We start from the raw sequence: 19,923 nt of genomic DNA, 5'->3' as shown, positions 1-19,923 counted from the left end.
AGATGTTTATTATAGATGACATAGTCCTTTCGCCATTAAAAGGTCTCATCTGGCTGAGCGAGAGGATTAACGATGTGGTTCAGAGAGAGACGTCGGATGAGGGGCTTGTAAAAGAGCAGCTCATGGAACTACAGTTACGCTTTGAACTGGATGAGATAGATGAAGAGACATATACAAGACAGGAAAGGGAACTTCTCAAACGGTTAAATGCAATCCACGGAGAGGAAGAGGAAAAATAGGAGGTATGACGCATGGCAAATATTGATGAGGCTACCCTGGCGATGAGCGGGTTTTTGAAAAGAACACTTTCGGTGGAAGACGCTAAGGTTATAAAAATAACAAAGATACCTGAAGGATGGGAAGGAGAGGTCGAGGTCTATGAAGAAAGTTCATTCATTAAATCTATCGGACTGCCGACAAAGGTGAAGGATCGCAATATCTATAAGATTAAGGTTGATGAAAATCTGGATGTTCAGTCATACGAAAGGATGAATGCAAAACAATCACAGGAATGAAAAAATGAATGGGTTATACCTTTACTGCATAAGAGAAAAAACCGAAGATGCTTCGGGATTCAGCACAAGGAGCATTGATGGAAAAAGAGATGTATTTACCATCATTCACCGCGAACTGGAGGCCGTTGTCAGCAGAGTTTCTTTATTAAGATTTACATCCGAAGAAATACAGAAGAAGGCTCTTGAGGACCTTAACTGGATCAAGGAAAAGGTTGTAATTCATGAAGACGTTATCGAAGAAGCCATGAGAGGGACTGACGGACTTGTGGATGTGATCCCCATGAGATTCGGCATCATTTTTAAGAACAAGACAGGACTGGAAGAAATCTTGAACAGGGACTATGAAAAGATGAAGAGGGTGCTGAATAAGATTCGGGGAAAACAGGAATGGAGTGTAAAGATATACCTCACGGATAGCGAAAGATTTGAGTTAGCGGTTAAAGAAAAAAGTGAAAAAATTCAATTGAAAGAGAAAGAAATGATCTCTATGCCTGACGGAATGGCCTATTTTATGGAAGAAGAATTGAAAGAGACTGTTTGCAATGAAGTAAACAAAGAACTGGACACCATGTTAGATAAACTCTTCGGAAAACTGGGGGAAGAGGCAGCAGAATCAGTAAAAACAAGAATTCTTGACAGGGAGATGACGGGTAAAACAGAAAGAATGGTCCTCAATGCAGCCTTTTTAATCAACACAGATAAGGTTGATTCATTTAAGAAGACCCTTGTGAACATAGACGAGGACCTTAAAGCAAAAGGAATCAACCTTGAATACAGCGGCCCCTGGCCTCCTTTTAATTTTACAAACGGAGGAGAAAAGGCATGTTGAACAAACGTGACAAGGTGACGCTGGTTGATGTGCTGGACAAAGTCCTGGAAAAGGGGGCGGTGATCAATGGCGATATGATGATAAGGGTAGCCGATGTAGACCTTGTGTTTCTGGGGTTGAGGCTTATCCTCACCTCGGTTTCCAGGGCTGAAGAGCTATCCGGGAGAAGCCCCGGCAACCCTGAAAGGGAATTGACCGAAGAAGACAGGGCTTATATCGAAAAATTGCAGAAAGAGATAAAAAAGGCTGAAGAAAATATCCCCAGGCTTATTAATGCGGACAGCCCGAGGGAAACGGAACAGGGTCTGGCGAAGCTCATTTTATCCATTGTCGAGTTGATAAGAAAGCTTATGGAGAAGGAGGCATTCAGGCGGGTAAAGAAGGGAACGCTTTCTCCGGTAGAGATTCAAAAGCTCGGATTAAGCCTGAAGGCGGTAAAGAAGAAGATGCAGGAAATCCAGGCGATCTTTGGCATTGAAGATAAAGATATGAACCTGAATCTCGGCCCGTTGGGAGATTTACTATAAAGGAGAGCATTATGGCAGAACAGCAGATGATGCATGCAACACAGGCTACCAACCTTGCCGATATACTGGAGAGGGTACTGGACAAAGGGATTGTTATTGCGGGAGATATCCAGATACGGATTGCCGACATTGAACTTTTAACCATTAAGATAAGACTGCTCATCGCATCCGTTGATAAGGCGATGGAGATGGGGATCAACTGGTGGCAGCAGGACTCATATCTATCCGATGGCAAAAAGGCAAAGGCTATTGAGGACGAGGCAAAAGAATTGAAAAAGAGGATTAAGCGATTGGAAGAGAAGGTAAAGTGAAGCTGAATATAGAATTTCGAATATAGAATTTCGAATTTAAAGCGATATTCGATGTCCGACATTCGAATTAAGGCTGTGAGCTTGAATTATTATGATACGAACACTACTATACGTTCCTGTTATCCATACAGAGGCGGATCTCGGTTCCGTGGGCGAGGATATTGCAAAAAGAGGGCTCAGGGAATTCGGGGAAACACTCTGGAAAAGGCACCAGGAAACTGTCCTTGGCTTCTGGGATGCTATAGCCGGCTATTTTGATTCCATTGAGGTGTCAGGATTCAAAATATTCCAGGACGGCATGGCGGCTGATGGAGAATTAGGGATGACAATAGTACGGGAGGCCGTTAAAACAGGCAGCCGGAATTATCAGATTGTCTCGGAACTTATCCGGAAAGGCGCTATCCTTGTAATGACAGAAGATATTAACCTTGTCAAGGAGGAACGTGATTGGATTCTCAGGATAACACATGCGAAGAACAGGGCGCAAAAGCTTGATGCAGCCATGAAGTATAAGCTCGCTAAAAACAATCTTTTAGATAAAAGGGATAAGTTTATTGCGAAACAGATAAACGATACGCTTCAGGAAGGGGAAAACGGCATCCTGTTTATCGGTGCATTTCATAATGTCAGGAAGTGGTTTCAAAAAGACATTACCGTTGAGGAGATTAAGGACATAAGCAAGGTTAAGGAGTATCAGACACTCCTGCCGTTTTACCGCAGCAATAAGGAAAAGGTTGAAAAGCTGAGGGCGTATCTGACGGACAGGTGTTTCGACCACGTTAGACTGCAAGAAAGGTGATCTGATGCTTGCGCATAACGTATTTTACATGAAGTGAAGGCCATTATTCGTGAAGACGTGAAGCGGGCAAGGCCGTGAATAGTGAATGGTGAATAGTAAAAAAGGCAGTAAACGGCGAAGCGGGTAAGACCGTGATTCGTGAATCGTGATTAGTTAAAACAATTACGAATTACCAATTACGAGTCACGAGGTTTTTAATAGACTTCATCGTGGGTACCGATGTCTATGAGGTGAACAGTGTCAGAGGTTAATTTAAAGATGATACATAAATCGGGTGTTAATAAACAGGCATATTTCTCTTGCTACTCTCCTTTAAGTTTGTGTGTCTCTAATGATGGGTTAAAGGGATTATTCTGTAACTGTTTCAATACCTTTGTTAATCTTGCATCAATGATTGATGAATTTTTAACAAGCTTTTTTGACAGCCTTAGGAAATGTTTCTCGAAAACAAGTTTCGGCAAGCTATTCTTCCCAATTTCTGATTGCTTCCATTGCTTTTTCTGCGGATTCAAACTCAAGGGTATCGGAGCTTTTTTCGATTTCAAGAACTCTCTTAACAAACATTTTATGTTTTTTTTCTTTCGCGATAAGAAAACTTATATAGTCTCTTACCTCTTGAATCCGCTTTGCAGGAAGTTTAGGAAGCATTTCATGGATATCGGATATTACAGCAGTCTTCATAATTATAATAATAACGGATACATTGCATGGTGTCAATGATTTTAAAAGGTGAAATGTGATGAAGACAGTGAATGGTGAATAGGCTTTTAACTAATGACTATTCACGAATGACGAGATACGCTTCACGAGATACGGGCTTTAAGATACGCTTCACGAGATACGAGATACGCTATGATCGAGATAGAAGAAAAAAATGTCACACCAGGCGGAGTCGAAAGCGAGATGTCCGAGCTCGTTTCGTTTTCCCTTGATGACCGGCGGTTTGCTGTCCCACTCTCAACCGTGATGCGGGTTGAGAGGATCGTTGCCATAACGCCCCTTCCGAAGGTGCCGGATATCGTCGCGGGCATCATCAATGTCCATGGTCAGGTGATCCCCGTAGTTGATATCAGGGGCCGCTTCCTTATGACTGCGCGTCAATCGGAACTCAGCGACCAGCTTCTCATTATCAAAACCGTACGCAGGACTATCGCGTTTACCGTGGATAATGTGGATGACGTCATCGATGTGCCGCAGGATCAATGCACGGATGGAGGATCGGTGCTCCCCGGCATGGAATATGTGAAGGGAGTGGTCAAACTCGAAGACGGGATGATCCTTATCCATGACCCCGATACATTCCTTTCGCTCGAAGAAGAACACACACTCGATGAAGCGATCAAAGAGGGGCAGACCCAATGAGCACCCTTTCCAACGACACGCTTTTTCAGCTCGCCGACTATTTGGAGCATTACATGGGACTTTCCTACCCCAGGCAGAAGTGGGCCGACTTGGAAAGAAAAATAATGAAATCCCTCGCCGATTTAAATTTCAACGATAACGACGCATTTGCAGACTGGCTTCTTTCTTCGTCGCCGCCCACAAAGAACCAGATTGAAATACTGGCCAGTTATCTCACTATCGGAGAAACCTATTTTTTCAGAGAGAAACGCGTATTTGAGGTTCTTGAGGAGCGAGTTATTCCGGAACTGATTAACGCCCGTCGAAGGACAGGAAAGAGTCTCAGATTCTGGAGCGCCGGGTGTTGCACCGGCGAGGAACCATATTCCATTGCCATATTACTCCACAAAATGTTCCCTGATCTGAAGGCCTGGAATATTTCGATCCTGGCTACGGACATCAACCCCTGTTTTCTTCATAAAGCGTCGGAGGGGTTGTACGGCAAGTGGTCATTTCGAGACTGCCCCCAATGGGTGCAGGAAAAATATTTCCAAAGGTCGAGGAAAGACCAGTTTGAGATTTTGCCTGAGATCAGGGATATGGTGACCTTTTCCTATCTCAATCTGGTTGAAGATTCATATCCCTCACTTTCGAATCAGACCAATGCCATGGATGTCATCTTCTGTCGTAATGTGCTTATGTATTTTGCCGAAACGTCGGCGAAGAAAGTAGTTCACAATTTGTCCCGTTCCCTTGTGGATGAAGGTTGGATGGTTATCAATCCGGTTGAAAGTTCCTATATCCCATCGCCGCCATTTACAGCCGTGCGTTTTTCAGACGCTATTCTCTACAAGAAAGACGGAAGCCACCGGGAGGCAAAAGATATTCACCACGCAATTCCTTCCCTTGCACATGAAGAGGCCCAGGCGCCTGTTAAGCTATGCGTTGATTCTGCAATGAAACGAGATATGGTTCCGATGCGCGAAACGAAGATAGTGAAGCGGTCGAAAGCTGAAGAAAAGGAAGCGGAAAAGGCACCGCCGCCGTATGTAAAGGCACAAGCGCTTTATGAACAAGGTCGCTATGGAGAAGCAATACCGGAACTTCTGGAACTGGTTTCGGATCATGAGGATATGGCGATGGTCCTGTCGTTGCTCGCACGCGCTTATGCCAACCAGGGCGAACTCATGGAGGCGCGCAGATGGTGTGAAAAAGCCATCGCCTCGGATAAGCTCGTTTCCGGGTTGCATTATCTGCGTGCCACAATCCTCCAGGAACAGGGGGCTACGGGAGAAGCGGTCGCATCTTTGAAACGGGCGCTCTATCTCGATCCGGATTTTATACTGGCCCACTTTGCAATGGGTATCCTCAAGGGCAGGCTGGAGAAACCAAAAGAGGTGGAAAAACATTTTAAGAATGTGCTTATGCTGCTTCAGAAATGTCGGCAAGATGAAACATTACCTGAATCAGACGGGATTACTGCCGGGAGACTTGGAGAGATTGTAGGATTAATCAGCCGGGAAAAGGGATTGACATGCCTGAAATAGCAGAAACAGACAAAGCAGCGCGTAGTATAGACTGGCGGCAGGTACATAGCCGCGTTGAAACCGCTCGGCTTGCCATGGAACAAGGTTGTGCAAAGACCCAAGAGGAGAAGATTAAGATCCTTAAAGAGAGAGCCAGGACTCTGTCACAAGAACGGGAAGAGAAGGAAACCGATACCGGATATATCGATGTTGTGGCATTTAGCCTGGCATATGAAGAATACGCCATTGAATCGTTCTATGTCCGTGAAGTCTACCCGATGAAAGAATTAACACCGGTACCTGGCACGCCTCCGTTTGTCTTGGGCATCATCAACGTGCGCGGTCAGATTCTGTCGGTCATCGACATCAAGAAGTTTTTCGACCTTCCGGAAAAAGGTTTGACGGATCTCAATAAGGTTATCATCATTCGTGATGATTCAATGGAATTTGGCATCCTTGCCGATGTCGTGCTAGGCACGCGCCATATCATGCTCAGCGAAATTCAACAGTCGCTTCCGGGTTTTACCGGCATTCGCGCACAATATCTCAAGGGAGTTACGAGAGGGCGAGCGGCCGTTCTGGACGCAGGAAAACTGTTGTCCGACAAAAATATTATCGTGCATGAAGATGCCGGTTAAAAGATTTCATCTTTTCAAAGGAGGAATCTGTGATGTTACAAAGCATGAAAATTGGGCAGCGTCTTGGATTGGGCTTCGGTCTTATACTTGTTCTTATGATTGCCGTAATCGCGGCCAGTTTGAACAGCATAAATATCAGCCATGAAAATCTTAATCGTATTGTGAGGGTTAATAATATCCGTCTTCTTATGGCAAACAATATGGTTGACGATGTGAGAGAAGTGTCTATCGCCCTCCGCACAGTCCTGTTACTGAAAGAAACCGGAAAGGCACGGGAAATAAAAAACAAGATTGATAAATCCAGGAAAAAATATGATACCGATTTTGAAAAACTCCAGGAATTAACCGCAAAGGACGATACAGAGACATGGGATATAATCTCCAAAATCAAGGCTTCTCAGGATGCATCAAGACAACTAAACAATAAGGTGCTTGATCTGGCCATGGCAGGCAAGCATGCTGAAGCCCTGGATTTGATGATTAAGAAGGCCGGCCCCGCAGTGGGGCAATGGATAGAACATGCAGACAATCTTATAAGACGTAATGAAGAGCGCAACAGCATGCGTTACGATCAGACGGAAAAAGACCAAGCCATTGCGCGCATGACTCTGCTCATCTTTGGGGTAGTAGGCGTAGCGCTGTCTGTGGCAGTAGCCATCATTCTGACCTTAAGTATCACCAGACCTTTAAAGGTTGCGACGAATATGGTTCTTTCAAGAGATCTGACCGCAGATATTTCTGCTTATAAAAAGGGGGAAGGGGAATTAGGCCTTATGATAAACTCCTTCAGCAAAGATATTTCCGAACGGATGAAGATGGAGCAAGAGATACGGGATGCATCGCTCTATACCCGAAACCTGATCGAAGCAAGCCTTGACCCTTTGATTACAATCAGCCCTGATGGAAAGATAACAGATGTGAATAAGACTACCGAGGAGGTAACCGGTGTTTCACGCGAGGGCCTGATCGGCAGTGATTTCTCTGACTACTTTACGGAACCGGAAAAGGCGAGAGAGGTGTATAAGCAGGTTTTTTCACAGGGTATCGTCAAAGACTATCTCCTTACTATCCGCCACAGCTCGGGCCGCACCATAGATGTGCTCTACAATGCCAGCATATACAAGAACGAGGCTGGAGAGGTGCAGGGTGTATTTGCTGCCGCCCGTGACATCACCAAGTTGGCCAATCTGTTACAAGAAATAAAAGAAACAGTCCGCGTCCTGGCTACCTCTTCCAGCGAAATTACGGCAACGGTCGCAGAACTCGCATCTACCGCTGCCCAGGCGGCTACAGCAGTGAACGAGACAACAACGACTGTGGAGGAGGTGAAGCAGACGGCAGTGCTTTCAAGCCAAAAGGCCAGGTCTGTTTCCGACAGTGCCCAGAAAACGTTTCAGGTATCGCAGGATGGAAAAAAATCCCTGGAACAGACCGTCGAAAGCATGAACTATATTCGGGGGCAGATGGAATCCATTGCCGAAACGGTTGTCAGGCTGAGCGAGCAGAGCCATGCGATCGGCGAAACGGTGGCCACTGTCAACGATATTGCCGAACAGTCAAATCTCCTTGCAGTCAACGCCGCCATCGAGGCGGCTAAAGCCGGCGAGCAGGGTAAAGGTTTTGTTGTGGTGGCACAGGAAATAAAGAGCCTGGCAGAGCAATCCAAGCGGGCTACGGCACAGGTCAGAACCATATTGAGCGACGTGCAAAAAGGTATAAATTCTACGGTCATTGTAACGGAACAGGGAAGCAAGGCTGTAGAAGCAGGTGTGAAACAGGCGGCCACATCCGGAGAAGCCATCATGATGCTGGCGGACAGTATTACCGAGGCGGTGAAGGCATCAACTCAAATTGCAGCATCGAGCCAGCAACAGCTGGCGGGGATGGATCAGGTGGTCCTGGCGATGGAAAGCATCAACCAGGCGAGCGTGCAGAATGTGGCCGGCACCCGGCAGGTTGAGGCGGCAGCGCAGAACCTGCAGGAACTGGGGCAGAAACTCAAACAACTCCTGGAAAGGCATGAGACGTAGAACAGGGACCGGAGATGAACACATAAGCAAACCAAACTAAAAAGGAGGGTACGGATGAAAAAGTCTAAATTGGGTGTGTTATGGAGCATACTCCTGGGAGGGGTTCTCCCCCTCATTTTAGCCTTTATTTTGAGGTACTTGATACCTGATTGGAAATGGCTTAATGAGCCTTTTCATTCAGCCCTCGAGGCCTTAGGATTATTTGCCGGCCTGTCTCTCGCGATCCTTCTCATGTTTCAAGAAGAACGGCAGAAAGACATCTCTCATTATATCTGGATATCATCAGCGTTGGTTGGTCTGGGCATTCTGGATGGCTTCCATGCGTCCGTCAGATCAGGCAATAACTTTGTCTGGCTGCACAGCATGGCAATACTGATTGGTGGTTTTTTGTTCAGCATGGCCTGGATACCTCTAAGAAGCGCAAAATCGAGGATCGCAAGAGGTATTCCTGCTTTTACGGCTACGGTGACTATTATCATCGGGATACTATCGCTTGTCCTTGTGGAGAAGCTGCCCCCGATGATTGTGGAGGGAAATTTTACCCTGACCGCCTCAGTCGTCAACGTTCTTGGGGGGATCTTTTTTATAGTGGCGGCGATATTCTTTCTTGTCCGTTATTGGACCAACGGGGAAGCGGAAGAAATCCTGTTTGCCTTCTTTTGTTTTTTGAATGCTTCGGCAGGGCTGTTATTCCCATTCGGGCATCCGTGGGGTTCTGAATGGTGGCTCTGGCATCTGTTGCGTCTGATCGCTTACTTTGTTGTGCTCGGATACATCTTTTCTGTTTTCAGAGATTTGACCGAACGTCAGCGGATTGCTGATGAACTGAGCAATTTATTACGGGAGGTGAAAGATGCGGTTAGCGTCCTGGCTACCTCTTCCAGCGAAATTACGGCAACGGTCGCAGAACTCGCATCTACCGCTGCCCAGGCGGCTACAGCAGTGAACGAGACAACAACGACTGTGGAGGAGGTGAAGCAGACGGCAGTGCTTTCAAGCCAAAAGGCCAGGTCTGTTTCCGACAGTGCCCAGAAAACGTTTCAGGTATCGCAGGATGGAAAAAAATCCCTGGAACAGACCGTCGAAAGCATGAACTATATTCGGGGGCAGATGGAATCCATTGCCGAAACGGTTGTCAGGCTGAGCGAGCAGAGCCATGCGATCGGCGAAACGGTGGCCACTGTCAACGATATTGCCGAACAGTCAAATCTCCTTGCAGTCAACGCCGCCATCGAGGCGGCTAAAGCCGGCGAGCAGGGTAAAGGTTTTGTTGTGGTGGCACAGGAAATAAAGAGCCTGGCAGAGCAATCCAAGCGGGCTACGGCACAGGTCAGAACCATATTGAGCGACGTGCAAAAAGGTATAAATTCTACGGTCATTGTAACGGAACAGGGAAGCAAGGCTGTAGAAGCAGGTGTGAAACAGGCGGCCACATCCGGAGAAGCCATCATGATGCTGGCGGACAGTATTACCGAGGCGGTGAAGGCATCAACTCAAATTGCAGCATCGAGCCAGCAACAGCTGGCGGGGATGGATCAGGTGGTCCTGGCGATGGAAAGCATCAACCAGGCGAGCGTGCAGAATGTGGCCGGCACCCGGCAGGTTGAGGCGGCAGCGCAGAACCTGCAGGAACTGGGGCAGAAACTCAAACAACTCCTGGAAAGGCATGAGACGTAGAACAGGGACCGGAGATCAGGGGTCAGGTAACGAGAGGGCTGGACAATGAAAGATGACTTTCTGAAAAAATTGCTGGCAACCTTTAAAATCGAGGCCGATGAACACATAAGTGCCATGTCTTCCCTTCTCGTTGAGGTGGAGAAAACGTCTGATGCACAAAGGCGGGCGAAGGCCATCGAGAATATCTTCCGCGAGGCGCACAGCCTGAAGGGCGCAGCCCGATCTGTCAACGTTACGGAGATCGAGATGATCTGCCAGTCCCTGGAGAGCGTCTTTGCTGCCATGAAGCGTAACGAAATTACATTGTCTGCGGAATTGTTTGACCTGCTCCATGAGACGGTTGACGGTCTGCGTCGGTTTCTTTCCGCCGGTGAGGCGGAACGCACGGCCGACGAGAAATCAAAGGAAGCAGAGTTGATCGGGAAACTTGAAGAGGCAGCCAAGGGGACGGGGATCGGGGATTGGGGGGCAGGGATCAAGGACCAAGGAGTGGTAGGTGGGAAACAAGAGGCAAGACAGGAGGTTGGTTACACGAAGCCGGTTGCAACGGAGACGGTACGGATATCCACGACAAAGCTGGATACCCTGTTGCTTCAGGCTGAAGAGTTACTTTTGGTGAAACTGGCAACGAGTCAGCGTACCGCCGACCTCGCAGATATAAACGCCACTTTGGATCTATGGAAAAAAGAATGGACGAAAATCTACCCGGACATGCGAATGGTCCGTAGATTACTTGAGAAGAATGGTGAACAAAAACAAGGGAAAAACAACGGGCAGCTTAAAAGATTACTGGGATTCCTTGAATGGAATGATAGCTATATCAAATCCCTGGAAGGTAAGCTCGGCACCCTGGCAAAGTCAATTGAGTATGACAATCGTTCTCATGGACGAATGGTGGACGATCTACTTGATGGTATGAAGCGTGCATCGATGCTCCCTTTTTCATCACTGCTCGAGATCTTTCCGAAGCTGGTGCGCGATCTTTCGCGGGAGCAAGGGAAAAATATTGAACTGGTTATTCGAGGGAGAGAGGTCGAAATAGACAGACGCATTCTGGAAGAGATGAAGGATCCTCTTATTCATATGGTGAGAAATTGCATCGACCATGGGATAGAGAAGCCGGACGAACGGATCGGGAAAAAAAAGCCGGCTCACGGAACCATTGTCATCGCCATTTCACCGAAGGATAGCAGCAACATTGAGATGGCCATTTCTGATGATGGCGCGGGTGTCGATGTTGCCAGAGTTCGGGAGGCTGCGCTTAAACACGGTGTTATTTCCATTGAGGAAGCAGGGAAGTTAAGCGAACCGCAGACAATGTCGCTGATCTACTGCTCGGGAATATCCACCAGTCCTATTGTCACCGACATCTCCGGGAGAGGTCTTGGTCTTGCCATTGTCCGCGAGCGTGCGGAAAGATTGGGGGGCGCCATTTCTCTGGATACACGTTCTGATGCGGGTGCCACGTTTCGGATAACGCTGCCAATGACCCTGGCCACATTTCGCGGGGTTCTGGTTCGGGAAAATGATCACCTGTTCATAATACCTACGACAAGTGTGGACATGGTAATCAAGATGAACCGTGAAGAGATCAAAACAGTGGAAAACCGGGAGACGATTCTGTTTAACGGGCAGACTATTTTGCTGGTAAAGCTCAGTAATGTTTTGGGGATGCCCCGGAAGATTGCTGCAGGCGATGCCGCCGGCGCGCACAGCGGACATGTCTTGACCGCGGTAATCCTGGCTTCTGCGGAGAAGCGAATTGCTTTTACGGTGGATGAAGTGGTTAACGAGCAGGAAGTATTGGTGAAAAGCCTCTGCAAACAACTTTCCCGCGTGCGCAACATCGCTGGTGCTACGATCCTGGGGTCTGGTAAAACGGTGCTCATTCTAAACATCCCTGATTTATTGGAAACTGCAATCAAAGTTGGAGCTGTTCCTGCCATGGTTACTGGGGTGACGGAAGAGGTTGAACTGGAAGAAAAAACTATTCTGGTGGTTGAGGATTCCATTACCGCCCGGACCTTGTTGAAAAATATTCTGGAATCAGCCGGATACAATGTCAGGACGGCTGTGGATGGCATCGACGGATTTACCACCTTGAAGGAGGGTGCATTTGATCTGGTGGTTTCGGACGTGGATATGCCGAGGATGAATGGATTCGATCTCACCGCTAAAATCCGCTCCGATAAGAAACTTTCGGAACTGCCGGTTGTACTGGTGACCGCGCTTCAATCGCGTGAGGACAGGGAACGTGGCATCGATGTTGGCGCAAACGCCTATATTGTAAAGAGCAGTTTTGATCAAAGCAATCTGTTGGAAGTGATTAAAAGACTGATATAAGAGTTGAAAGTTGAAGCAGGAGTTATAAATGATAAAGGTTCTCATCGTTGAAGATTCACAGGTCGTTCGGGACTTTTTGACTTACATCCTTTCTTCTGATCCCGATATTCAGGTTGTAGGAACGGCAAGCAACGGCGAAGAAGCCGTTAAGGGGGTCGGAGATAAAAGACCTGACATCGTGACGATGGACATAAACATGCCAAAGATGGACGGATACGAGGCAACGAGAATCATCATGGAAACTACACCCACACCAATCGTGGTTGTAAGCGCGAGTTGGGACCCCAATGAGGTGAAAAAGACCTTCATGACAATGGAGGCCGGTGCCCTTGCAGCCGTTAGAAAGCCTGTTGGTGTTATGCATCCGGACCATAAAGACCAGGTGAAAGAACTCATCCAGATGGTAAAACTTATGTCGGAAGTTAAGGTGGTCAGACGGCGGCCGCAAGTAACATTAAAAAAATACATCCCCGTCATTTCACCGGTCAGTGAACCGGCGCACACGATAACAGATATAAAAGCCGTTGCCATAGGAGCCTCAACAGGCGGACCGCCAGTGGTAGAAGCGATTTTGTCTCGATTGCCGAAAGACTTTCGCGCTCCCCTTTTTATTGTCCAGCATATTGCACCGGGATTTGTTCAGGGTTTTGCGGATTGGTTGTCGAATTCTTGCAGCTTCCATGTAAAAGTTGCCGAGCAAGGTGAATCACCTTTACCCGGGCATGCCTACGTTGCACCGGATGGATTTCATATGGAGGTAGATGCTGACAAGAGGATTATTCTGAACAATGGGGAACCCGAAAATGGTCTGCGCCCTTCCGTCTCACACCTCTTTCGTTCTGTAGCAAGGGTCTTCGGGGAACACGCGATCGGCATGCTGCTCACAGGCATGGGGAAGGACGGCGCGAGGGAACTTAAGATCATGAGAGAGAAAGGGGCTGTGACCATTGTCCAGGATGAGCAGACGAGTGTGATCTATGGTATGCCCGGAGAGGCGGTTGCCCTCGGCGCGGCCATGCATGTCCTTTCTCCGGAGGCAATTGCAATCTTGCTGAAAAGACTGGTAGGTGGCAAATGAAAGTAGCAGAACATACAGAGAAAGAAAAAGTGCACATTATTGTCGTTGAAGACAGCCTGACGCAGGCAGCAAGGCTCGAGCACCTGCTCTCTGGACACGGGTATGATGTGTCAATAGCAAAAGACGGTAAGGAAGCCCTTGAGTTGCTTAAGAACGAGAAGCCGGATCTCATCATCAGCGATATCATTATGCCGGTCATGGACGGATACGAATTGTGCCGCATCATCAAGGATGACATTACCCTCAGCACAATACCGGTCATACTCCTCACGAGTCTTTCCAATCCGGAAGAGGTCGTCAACGGTCTTAAATGCGGCGCCGACAACTTTATAACGAAGCCATACAAGGATAAATTCATCCTATCGCGTGTAGAGCATGTACTTGCCAACCGGGAATTCCTCCAATCGGCTGACTCTGAGCAAGGAATAGAGGTTTATTTTGCCGGAGACAGACACTACATTAAATCGGACCGTGTCCAGGCTATAAACCTGCTTCTCTCAACTTACGAGAACGCTATTGAAAAAAATTGTGAACTTGATGAAGTCAATAAAGAACTTTTTGCCTTACGTGATACACTGCAAAAGACGAATGCAGAATTGCTTCAATTGAATTTGGAGCTGGATCACCGGGTTACCGAGCGAACAGTGGAAATAGAGAGAAAAAGCGAAGAAATAAAGATTATATCCCAGCAGCTTTTGCAGGTGGAGAAGCTGGCGACAATGGGGGAACTGGCGGCGAGCATTGCCCATGAGCTGAACAATCCGCTTGCCATTGTCAGCCTTCGGCTCGAATCCTTGACGGCCCAAATATCCGGGGATGCCCCGTACCTGCGGGAACTGGAGATCATTGGACAGGAAGTTGAACGAATGGGCAAGCTCGTTGCCAACCTCCTGCTGTTCAGCCGCCGGGGGCAGCCGCAGACCTCTACGGTGGATATCTGTGAAGAGATAGAAAATACCCTCGAACTTGTTCATTACCACTTACGCAAATACAATGTAAAGATCATACGGGAGTTTGCGCCCGACGTGCCGAAAATCCATGCAGACCGTCAGCAATTGAGACAGTTGTTCCTGAACCTGTTCACGAATGCGAGCGACGCCATGCCCGAGGGTGGGACGCTTACGATCCGCACGTATACACAGGGGTCAGAGGGCAGGGATCAGGAAACAGGGGTCAGGGGTCAGGGGTCAGAGGTCAGGGACCAGGGATCAGAGAACAGAATTGAAAAATCTCAAATCTCAAATCTGAAATCTGAAATTGTCAGCCCCGATCCCAAAGGCAGAGCCTTTGTCGTTATTGAGATTGCCGATACGGGTATGGGCATACCGCCTGAGATTCTGCTCAGGATGATGGAAACATTTTTTACCACGAAACCGGAGGGGAAGGGCACGGGCCTGGGACTGGCAATCTGCAGACGTGTTGTTCGGGGCCACAAAGGAACGTTCGAGATTAAAAGCAGTTGCGAAATTCCAAGGGGCACAACAGTTCGTGTTGTCTTCCCGTCCTCATTGAACTCAGCCACCTCTGGCAGTCTTCGTGAGGAGAAATTAGATGAATAAGGAGCAGAAATCATGGCGGAAAAGACATCAAAATTCAATTTAGGCAGTATCCTGATAGTAGACGACGAGCAGGAGTTGATGACCGTTCTCTGCGAAACCCTGACAGGAAAGGGATACGAGACAACAGGCTTTACATCAGGCGAAAAGGCCCTCGAAGTCCTGAAGCACAAGGATTTTGACGTATTACTCACCGACCTTATGATGCCGGGAATGGATGGAATAACCCTTTTTAAGTCTGCCCTCGGGATAGACCGCAACATAATAAGTATTATCATGACAGGCCAGGGTACTGTGCAGACCGCCGTGGAAGCTATGCAATCGGGCGCCTTTGATTATATACTTAAACCTTTCAGGATAAATCTCCTGCTGCCGCTTATTACACGGGCAATGGAGGTGCGGCGGCTTAAGCTTGAAAATATCCAGTTGCAGGAAACAGTAGCGGTTCACGAACTGGCAACATTGGTTGCCTTCCCCTTCGATATCCGGACGATCCTTAATAAGCTTTTAGATGCTGCGCTCCAGCAGTGCCAGGCCGATGAGGCATCCATCATGCTTACCGCAGAAGACGACAAAAGCGAGCTCTACATTGCTATAGCCAAGGGGAAACATCTGGAGCAATTCATAGGGACACGGGTACCCATGGACGATAGCATCGCAGGCTGGGTTGCACGAAATCACCAGTTGGTTACACTCAACGGCAAGGTTGAGGATGCCCGTTTCAAGCCGGTTAACCCAAGGAAAGACATAAACAGCGCCGTATCAATGCCCATCATCGCGGGTGGCAATCTGCTCGGAGTATTAAATGTGAACACCACGCAGAGCCGGCGTGCCTTCACGCTGGGCCAGATAAAGGGCTTGAGCATCCTGATAAGTATTGTTGCGCCCGTGTTGGAGAGCTCCTGGTTATACGACAAGATACGTCAGGCAGAGGAGAAGTATCGCAGCATCTTCGAGAACTCCGTAGAAGGTATCTTCCAGACCACGCCTGAGGGCCTTTTCATCACAGCCAACCCCGCCCTTGCCCGGATGTATGGATATGACACACCGGAAGAGTTGATTGCCACAGTTAAATCTATAAAAGAAGAACTCTACGTCAGGCCGGAAGAGAGAGATCTATTCAGGAGCCTCTTGCATGAAAAAAACGTGGTAAACAATTTTGAGGCGGAACTGCGTCGGAAGGACGAAGCCACCTTCTGGGTTTCAATGAATGCACGGAAAATCAGTAACAAAGATGGGGAGATCCTATACTACGAAGGTACCATCGAAGATATAACAGAACGGAAAAAGGCCGAAGAAAGGATCATTACGGAAAGGCAGAAATTCCTATCCCTCGTTGACAACGCACCCTTCGGAATGATTATGATCGGTCAGGATGGAGACTTTCAGTACTTCAACGCTGCATTTGAAGAGATGTTCGGTTATACACCCTATGATGTTCCCAACGGCAAAACCTGGTCTCAGAAGGTGTATCCTGATCCTGCATACAGGCACTCCGTGGCTTCTGCATGGAAAGCAGATATAGAGAAATTAAAGGCAGGGGAGCAAATCTCGGAAACTTTTGAAGTAACGTGCAAAGATGGGTCAAGAAAGGTTGTCAAGTTCAGACCTGTACAAATGGCATCAGGTCAGTGTCTTGTGGCGTGCAACGACATCACGGGACTGATAAAGGCAGAAGATGCTCTCAAGCAGAGTATGGGTAAACTGGAAAGGGCGATGGGGGGAACGATAAGCGTTATGGCGCATGCCGTCGAGGTTCGTGACCCCTATACGGCAGGCCATCAGAGGAGGGTCACCGATCTTGCATTTGCGATAGGCAAAGCATTGAACCTCACTGAACACGAGATTGAGGGTTTAAGGATGGCAGGTCTCATTCATGACATCGGCAAATTATATGTCCCGGCAGAGATCCTGAGTAAACCGGGTAAGCTCTCTGAAATAGAGTTCGAGCTTGTCAAGACGCACGTAGAGGCGGGATATGACATACTTAAGGATGTAGAGTTCCCCTGGCCTGTTGCTGCCTTTGTGCGTCAGCATCATGAAAAGATCGATGGCTCCGGCTATCCCCAGGGCCTCAGGAATGGGCAGATCTTCCTTGAGGCAAAGATATTAACTGTTGCTGATGTTGTTGAAGCCATGGCCTCCCACCGTCCCTACCGTCCGAGCCTTGGGATAGATCTTGCCCTTGAAGAAATAGTAAAGAACAAGGGTATTCTCTATGATCCCGGTGCCGTTGATGCTTGTGTACGGCTATTCAGGGAGAAGGGATTTAAGTTTGAATAGATCGTTGTACATAAGGCACAGCACCAGGATTTCTTTTAGATCGGTATTGCGGACTATCGCATAAAGGGGATATGAATGGCAAAAATTATGATCGTCGATGACAATGAACCAATACGGTCGTTACTCATGGCATTATTAGACATACTGTTCCCTGATTGTGAGGTGCTGCAGGCGTCAAACGGTGAAGAGAGTATCGCTCTCGCACGGGCAACTGAGCCGGATGTAATCTTTATGGATATCAGCATGCCCGGGATGGACGGTATTGAGGCAACAAAACATATTAAGAGTTTTTTGCCATCTGCCAGGGTTGTCATGCTGACCGGGTTTGACGATATAAAACTGCGCAGAGATGCGGAATCGGCAGGGGCCTCGTACTATCTTTTAAAGCAGTTAATCCATAAAGAACTAAAGCCCTTATTGAAAAGATTACTTAAAAATGAGGACTTAGCAATATGATCGATCTCTCCAGACACTTGATGAACTGGATCAAAAAACCAAGGCTGTTTTTCTTGATCCAGTTACTGCTTTTTGTCACCATATTCGCCATGGCTTTTAATATTGAATATGTCCACGTTATGGATGCAATAAGGGATACGGGCAAATTAAACAACACTATTGCGAATCATATTGCGCATATGATGGAGGAGTATGACAAATCGATGATCGGGGTACTCCAGTCATACGCAACAAGACATTCATTCATTGATGCAGTGAGAAAGAAGGGTTTCGAGGCCGCAACAACACATCTTGCCGACATAAAAAAGAACAACCCTAAAATCGACTTGATCTTCATAACAGATCTTAACGGTGTCCTCTGGGTCAATTATCCCTATTTCCCCGGGACGATCAATAAAGACCTTTCGTATCGTGACTGGTACAAGGGCGTAAGTAACAGATGGCAACCCTACGTGTCGGGTGTTTTTCAATTAACTGCCGGCAAAAAAGGCACTGCCATTGTCTTTTCAGTCCCTGTTTTTGATGAGAAAGAGAACACAGTTGGTATACTGTCCGTTGCTCTCCGCACGGATGTTCTTGTGAATGATATACAGCCGCTTATACCTGATGAAGCGACAAAGATTACCATCATAGACCAGATGGGGAATATTATCTGCAGCAACAGGTTGTCTCATGAAAAAGATGTAGTAAAATATCCCTTTTCATTTTCAGGCGACGTGATCACCGCGAGTGCCCTTGTGAAGGCATTTATGTGGATTGTTGTGGTTGAAAAAGAGAAGGGCGCGACACTCGTTTCGCTTTCCTCCAATTTTATTCATACGGCTATTACCGCTTTCATCCTCTATCTGCTCATGGGTTTCGCAATGGTGTTTATGCGGAAGCGTGTCGTGTTGCAGCAAGCCTTTGCGCTCCTTGCCTCTGAGGAGAAGTTGATGGAAAGCGAAGAGAAATACCGCTCCATCTTTGAAAATATTACCGAGGGTATCTTCCAGACAACACCTGAAGGACATTTTATCAGTGTAAACCCTGCGATGGCACATATCCACGGATTCTCATCTCCGGAAGAGATGGTGGCGAGCATTACCAATGTTGGTGAACAACTCTACTTAAACCCTGAAGACAGGAAGAGGTATCGGGAAATCCTTGAAGGAAAGGGAAGGGTCAATGGCTTTGAGGCGCAGGTATACCGGAAAGACGGGAGCATCATATGGACATCAACCAACTCCCATGTCGTGAAGGATGCGACAGGCAAGGTGCTCCACTTCGAGGGGACTGTTGAGGAGATCACCGAGCGCAAACAGGTAGAAGAGAGGCTGAGAAAGAGCTTAGTCGGTACCATTCAGGTCATATCACTGATGTTGGAAACCAGGGATCCTTATACCGCAGGCCACCAGAAAAGGGTGTCAAGCCTTGCCCGCAGTATTGCACAGGAGATGGATCTTTCAAATGATACGATTGGAAACATCAGGATGGCAGGCACCATCCACGATATCGGGAAGTTGTCGGTACCCGCTGAGATATTAAGCAAGCCCACTAAACTCACAGATATAGAATACAGTCTTATCAAGGTTCACCCTCAGACAGGATACGATATATTGAAAGACGTTGAGTTGCCCTCTCCCATAGCCAAAATAGTGCTCCAGCACCATGAAAGGCTTGACGGCTCAGGATATCCCCAGGGATTGAAGGGAGAAGAGATCATACTGGAGGCGCGGATCATCGCGGTAGCCGATGTTGTTGAAGCTATTGCCTCCAACCGTCCTTACCGTCCTGCACGGGGCATAGACGCCGCCCTTGATGAGATCAGAAAAAACAGGGGCGTGCTCTATGACAATGCGGCAGTGGGCGCCTGTATAAAGGTATTCAAGGAAAAAGGATTCAGTTTTGAATAGGAGGACCGAGTGAAAAAACCCGGATGTATAAATGTGACTTTTTATAAAAGGAAGTATTAAAATGAATCCTCACTCTAATCGGTTTAATGAAATCTTTCTGAGAAAGCAGGACCTGTATTACA

General features: G+C 47.5%; 18 protein-coding genes. 17 read left to right on the top strand and 1 reads right to left on the bottom strand.

Annotated elements, in window-relative coordinates; all coding sequences use genetic code 11:
- The first annotated feature begins 2 nt into the window (after nucleotides 1-2).
- From PHU49_01985 to PHU49_01960, 6 genes are all read left to right on the top strand, one after another.
- Nucleotides 3-239, top strand: coding sequence for a gas vesicle protein GvpG (locus PHU49_01985; protein MDD5242762.1), 237 nt, complete (start codon nucleotides 3-5; stop codon nucleotides 237-239).
- 12 nt (nucleotides 240-251) lie between these two features.
- On the top strand, nucleotides 252-515 hold the full coding sequence (locus PHU49_01980; protein ID MDD5242761.1) for a hypothetical protein: 264 nt from the start codon (nucleotides 252-254) through the stop codon (nucleotides 513-515).
- Nucleotides 516-519: 4 nt separating this feature from the next.
- The gene (locus tag PHU49_01975; GenBank protein MDD5242760.1) at nucleotides 520-1,344 is read left to right on the top strand and encodes a GvpL/GvpF family gas vesicle protein; all 825 of its coding nucleotides are present in this window, start codon (nucleotides 520-522) and stop codon (nucleotides 1,342-1,344) included.
- Entirely contained in the window at nucleotides 1,338-1,871 is a 534-nt protein-coding gene (locus PHU49_01970; GenBank protein MDD5242759.1) for a gas vesicle protein K, read from the top strand. Before PHU49_01975 ends, PHU49_01970 begins: the two co-directional genes overlap by 7 nt.
- An 11-nt stretch (nucleotides 1,872-1,882) precedes the next feature.
- Complete coding sequence (locus PHU49_01965; protein ID MDD5242758.1) at nucleotides 1,883-2,182, top strand: gas vesicle protein; 300 nt, start codon at nucleotides 1,883-1,885, stop codon at nucleotides 2,180-2,182.
- A gap of 91 nt (nucleotides 2,183-2,273) precedes the next feature.
- Nucleotides 2,274-2,981, top strand: coding sequence for a hypothetical protein (locus PHU49_01960; protein ID MDD5242757.1), 708 nt, complete (start codon nucleotides 2,274-2,276; stop codon nucleotides 2,979-2,981).
- Nucleotides 2,982-3,443: 462 nt separating this feature from the next.
- Here the strand turns inward: PHU49_01960 and PHU49_01955 are convergent, their stop codons facing one another.
- Complete coding sequence (locus PHU49_01955) at nucleotides 3,444-3,662, bottom strand: hypothetical protein (protein MDD5242756.1); 219 nt, start codon at nucleotides 3,660-3,662, stop codon at nucleotides 3,444-3,446.
- A gap of 171 nt (nucleotides 3,663-3,833) precedes the next feature.
- Between PHU49_01955 and PHU49_01950 the strand changes: the two genes are divergently transcribed.
- The 11 genes from PHU49_01950 to PHU49_01900 all read left to right on the top strand — a co-directional run bounded on the left by PHU49_01950 (nucleotide 3,834) and on the right by PHU49_01900 (nucleotide 19,801).
- Nucleotides 3,834-4,343 carry a chemotaxis protein CheW gene (locus tag PHU49_01950; protein MDD5242755.1) on the top strand — a complete coding sequence of 170 codons (510 nt, stop codon included), beginning with the start codon at nucleotides 3,834-3,836 and terminating at the stop codon, nucleotides 4,341-4,343.
- Nucleotides 4,340-5,869, top strand: coding sequence for a tetratricopeptide repeat protein (locus tag PHU49_01945; protein ID MDD5242754.1), 1,530 nt, complete (start codon nucleotides 4,340-4,342; stop codon nucleotides 5,867-5,869). Before PHU49_01950 ends, PHU49_01945 begins: the two co-directional genes overlap by 4 nt.
- A complete protein-coding gene (locus tag PHU49_01940) occupies nucleotides 5,857-6,486 on the top strand; it encodes a chemotaxis protein CheW (GenBank protein MDD5242753.1) in 630 nt (209 codons plus the stop codon). The genes PHU49_01945 and PHU49_01940 overlap by 13 nt, the downstream gene beginning before the upstream one ends.
- A 32-nt stretch (nucleotides 6,487-6,518) precedes the next feature.
- On the top strand, nucleotides 6,519-8,516 hold the full coding sequence (locus tag PHU49_01935; protein MDD5242752.1) for a methyl-accepting chemotaxis protein: 1,998 nt from the start codon (nucleotides 6,519-6,521) through the stop codon (nucleotides 8,514-8,516).
- Nucleotides 8,517-8,570: 54 nt separating this feature from the next.
- Nucleotides 8,571-10,193: a methyl-accepting chemotaxis protein gene (locus PHU49_01930; GenBank protein MDD5242751.1), complete on the top strand. Its 1,623-nt coding sequence runs from the start codon at nucleotides 8,571-8,573 to the stop codon at nucleotides 10,191-10,193.
- A 69-nt stretch (nucleotides 10,194-10,262) separates the two neighbouring features.
- The gene (locus PHU49_01925; GenBank protein ID MDD5242750.1) at nucleotides 10,263-12,536 is read left to right on the top strand and encodes a response regulator; all 2,274 of its coding nucleotides are present in this window, start codon (nucleotides 10,263-10,265) and stop codon (nucleotides 12,534-12,536) included.
- Nucleotides 12,537-12,564: 28 nt separating this feature from the next.
- Nucleotides 12,565-13,614, top strand: coding sequence for a chemotaxis-specific protein-glutamate methyltransferase CheB (gene cheB, locus PHU49_01920; protein MDD5242749.1), 1,050 nt, complete (start codon nucleotides 12,565-12,567; stop codon nucleotides 13,612-13,614).
- A complete protein-coding gene (locus tag PHU49_01915) occupies nucleotides 13,611-15,173 on the top strand; it encodes a response regulator (GenBank protein ID MDD5242748.1) in 1,563 nt (520 codons plus the stop codon). Before cheB ends, PHU49_01915 begins: the two co-directional genes overlap by 4 nt.
- A 12-nt stretch (nucleotides 15,174-15,185) precedes the next feature.
- Nucleotides 15,186-17,453, top strand: coding sequence for a PAS domain S-box protein (locus tag PHU49_01910; GenBank protein MDD5242747.1), 2,268 nt, complete (start codon nucleotides 15,186-15,188; stop codon nucleotides 17,451-17,453).
- Nucleotides 17,454-17,528: 75 nt separating this feature from the next.
- Complete coding sequence (locus tag PHU49_01905; protein MDD5242746.1) at nucleotides 17,529-17,909, top strand: response regulator transcription factor; 381 nt, start codon at nucleotides 17,529-17,531, stop codon at nucleotides 17,907-17,909.
- The gene (locus PHU49_01900) at nucleotides 17,906-19,801 is read left to right on the top strand and encodes a PAS domain S-box protein (protein MDD5242745.1); all 1,896 of its coding nucleotides are present in this window, start codon (nucleotides 17,906-17,908) and stop codon (nucleotides 19,799-19,801) included. The genes PHU49_01905 and PHU49_01900 overlap by 4 nt, the downstream gene beginning before the upstream one ends.
- Nucleotides 19,802-19,923: the final 122 nt, after the last annotated feature.

It is taken from the genome of Syntrophorhabdaceae bacterium, from assembly GCA_028713955.1.
Taxonomy (GTDB): Bacteria; Desulfobacterota; Syntrophorhabdia; order Syntrophorhabdales; family Syntrophorhabdaceae; genus UBA5609.
Note: the sequence above shows the minus strand (reverse complement) of the source record. Positions and strands in the feature narration are given on the sequence as shown.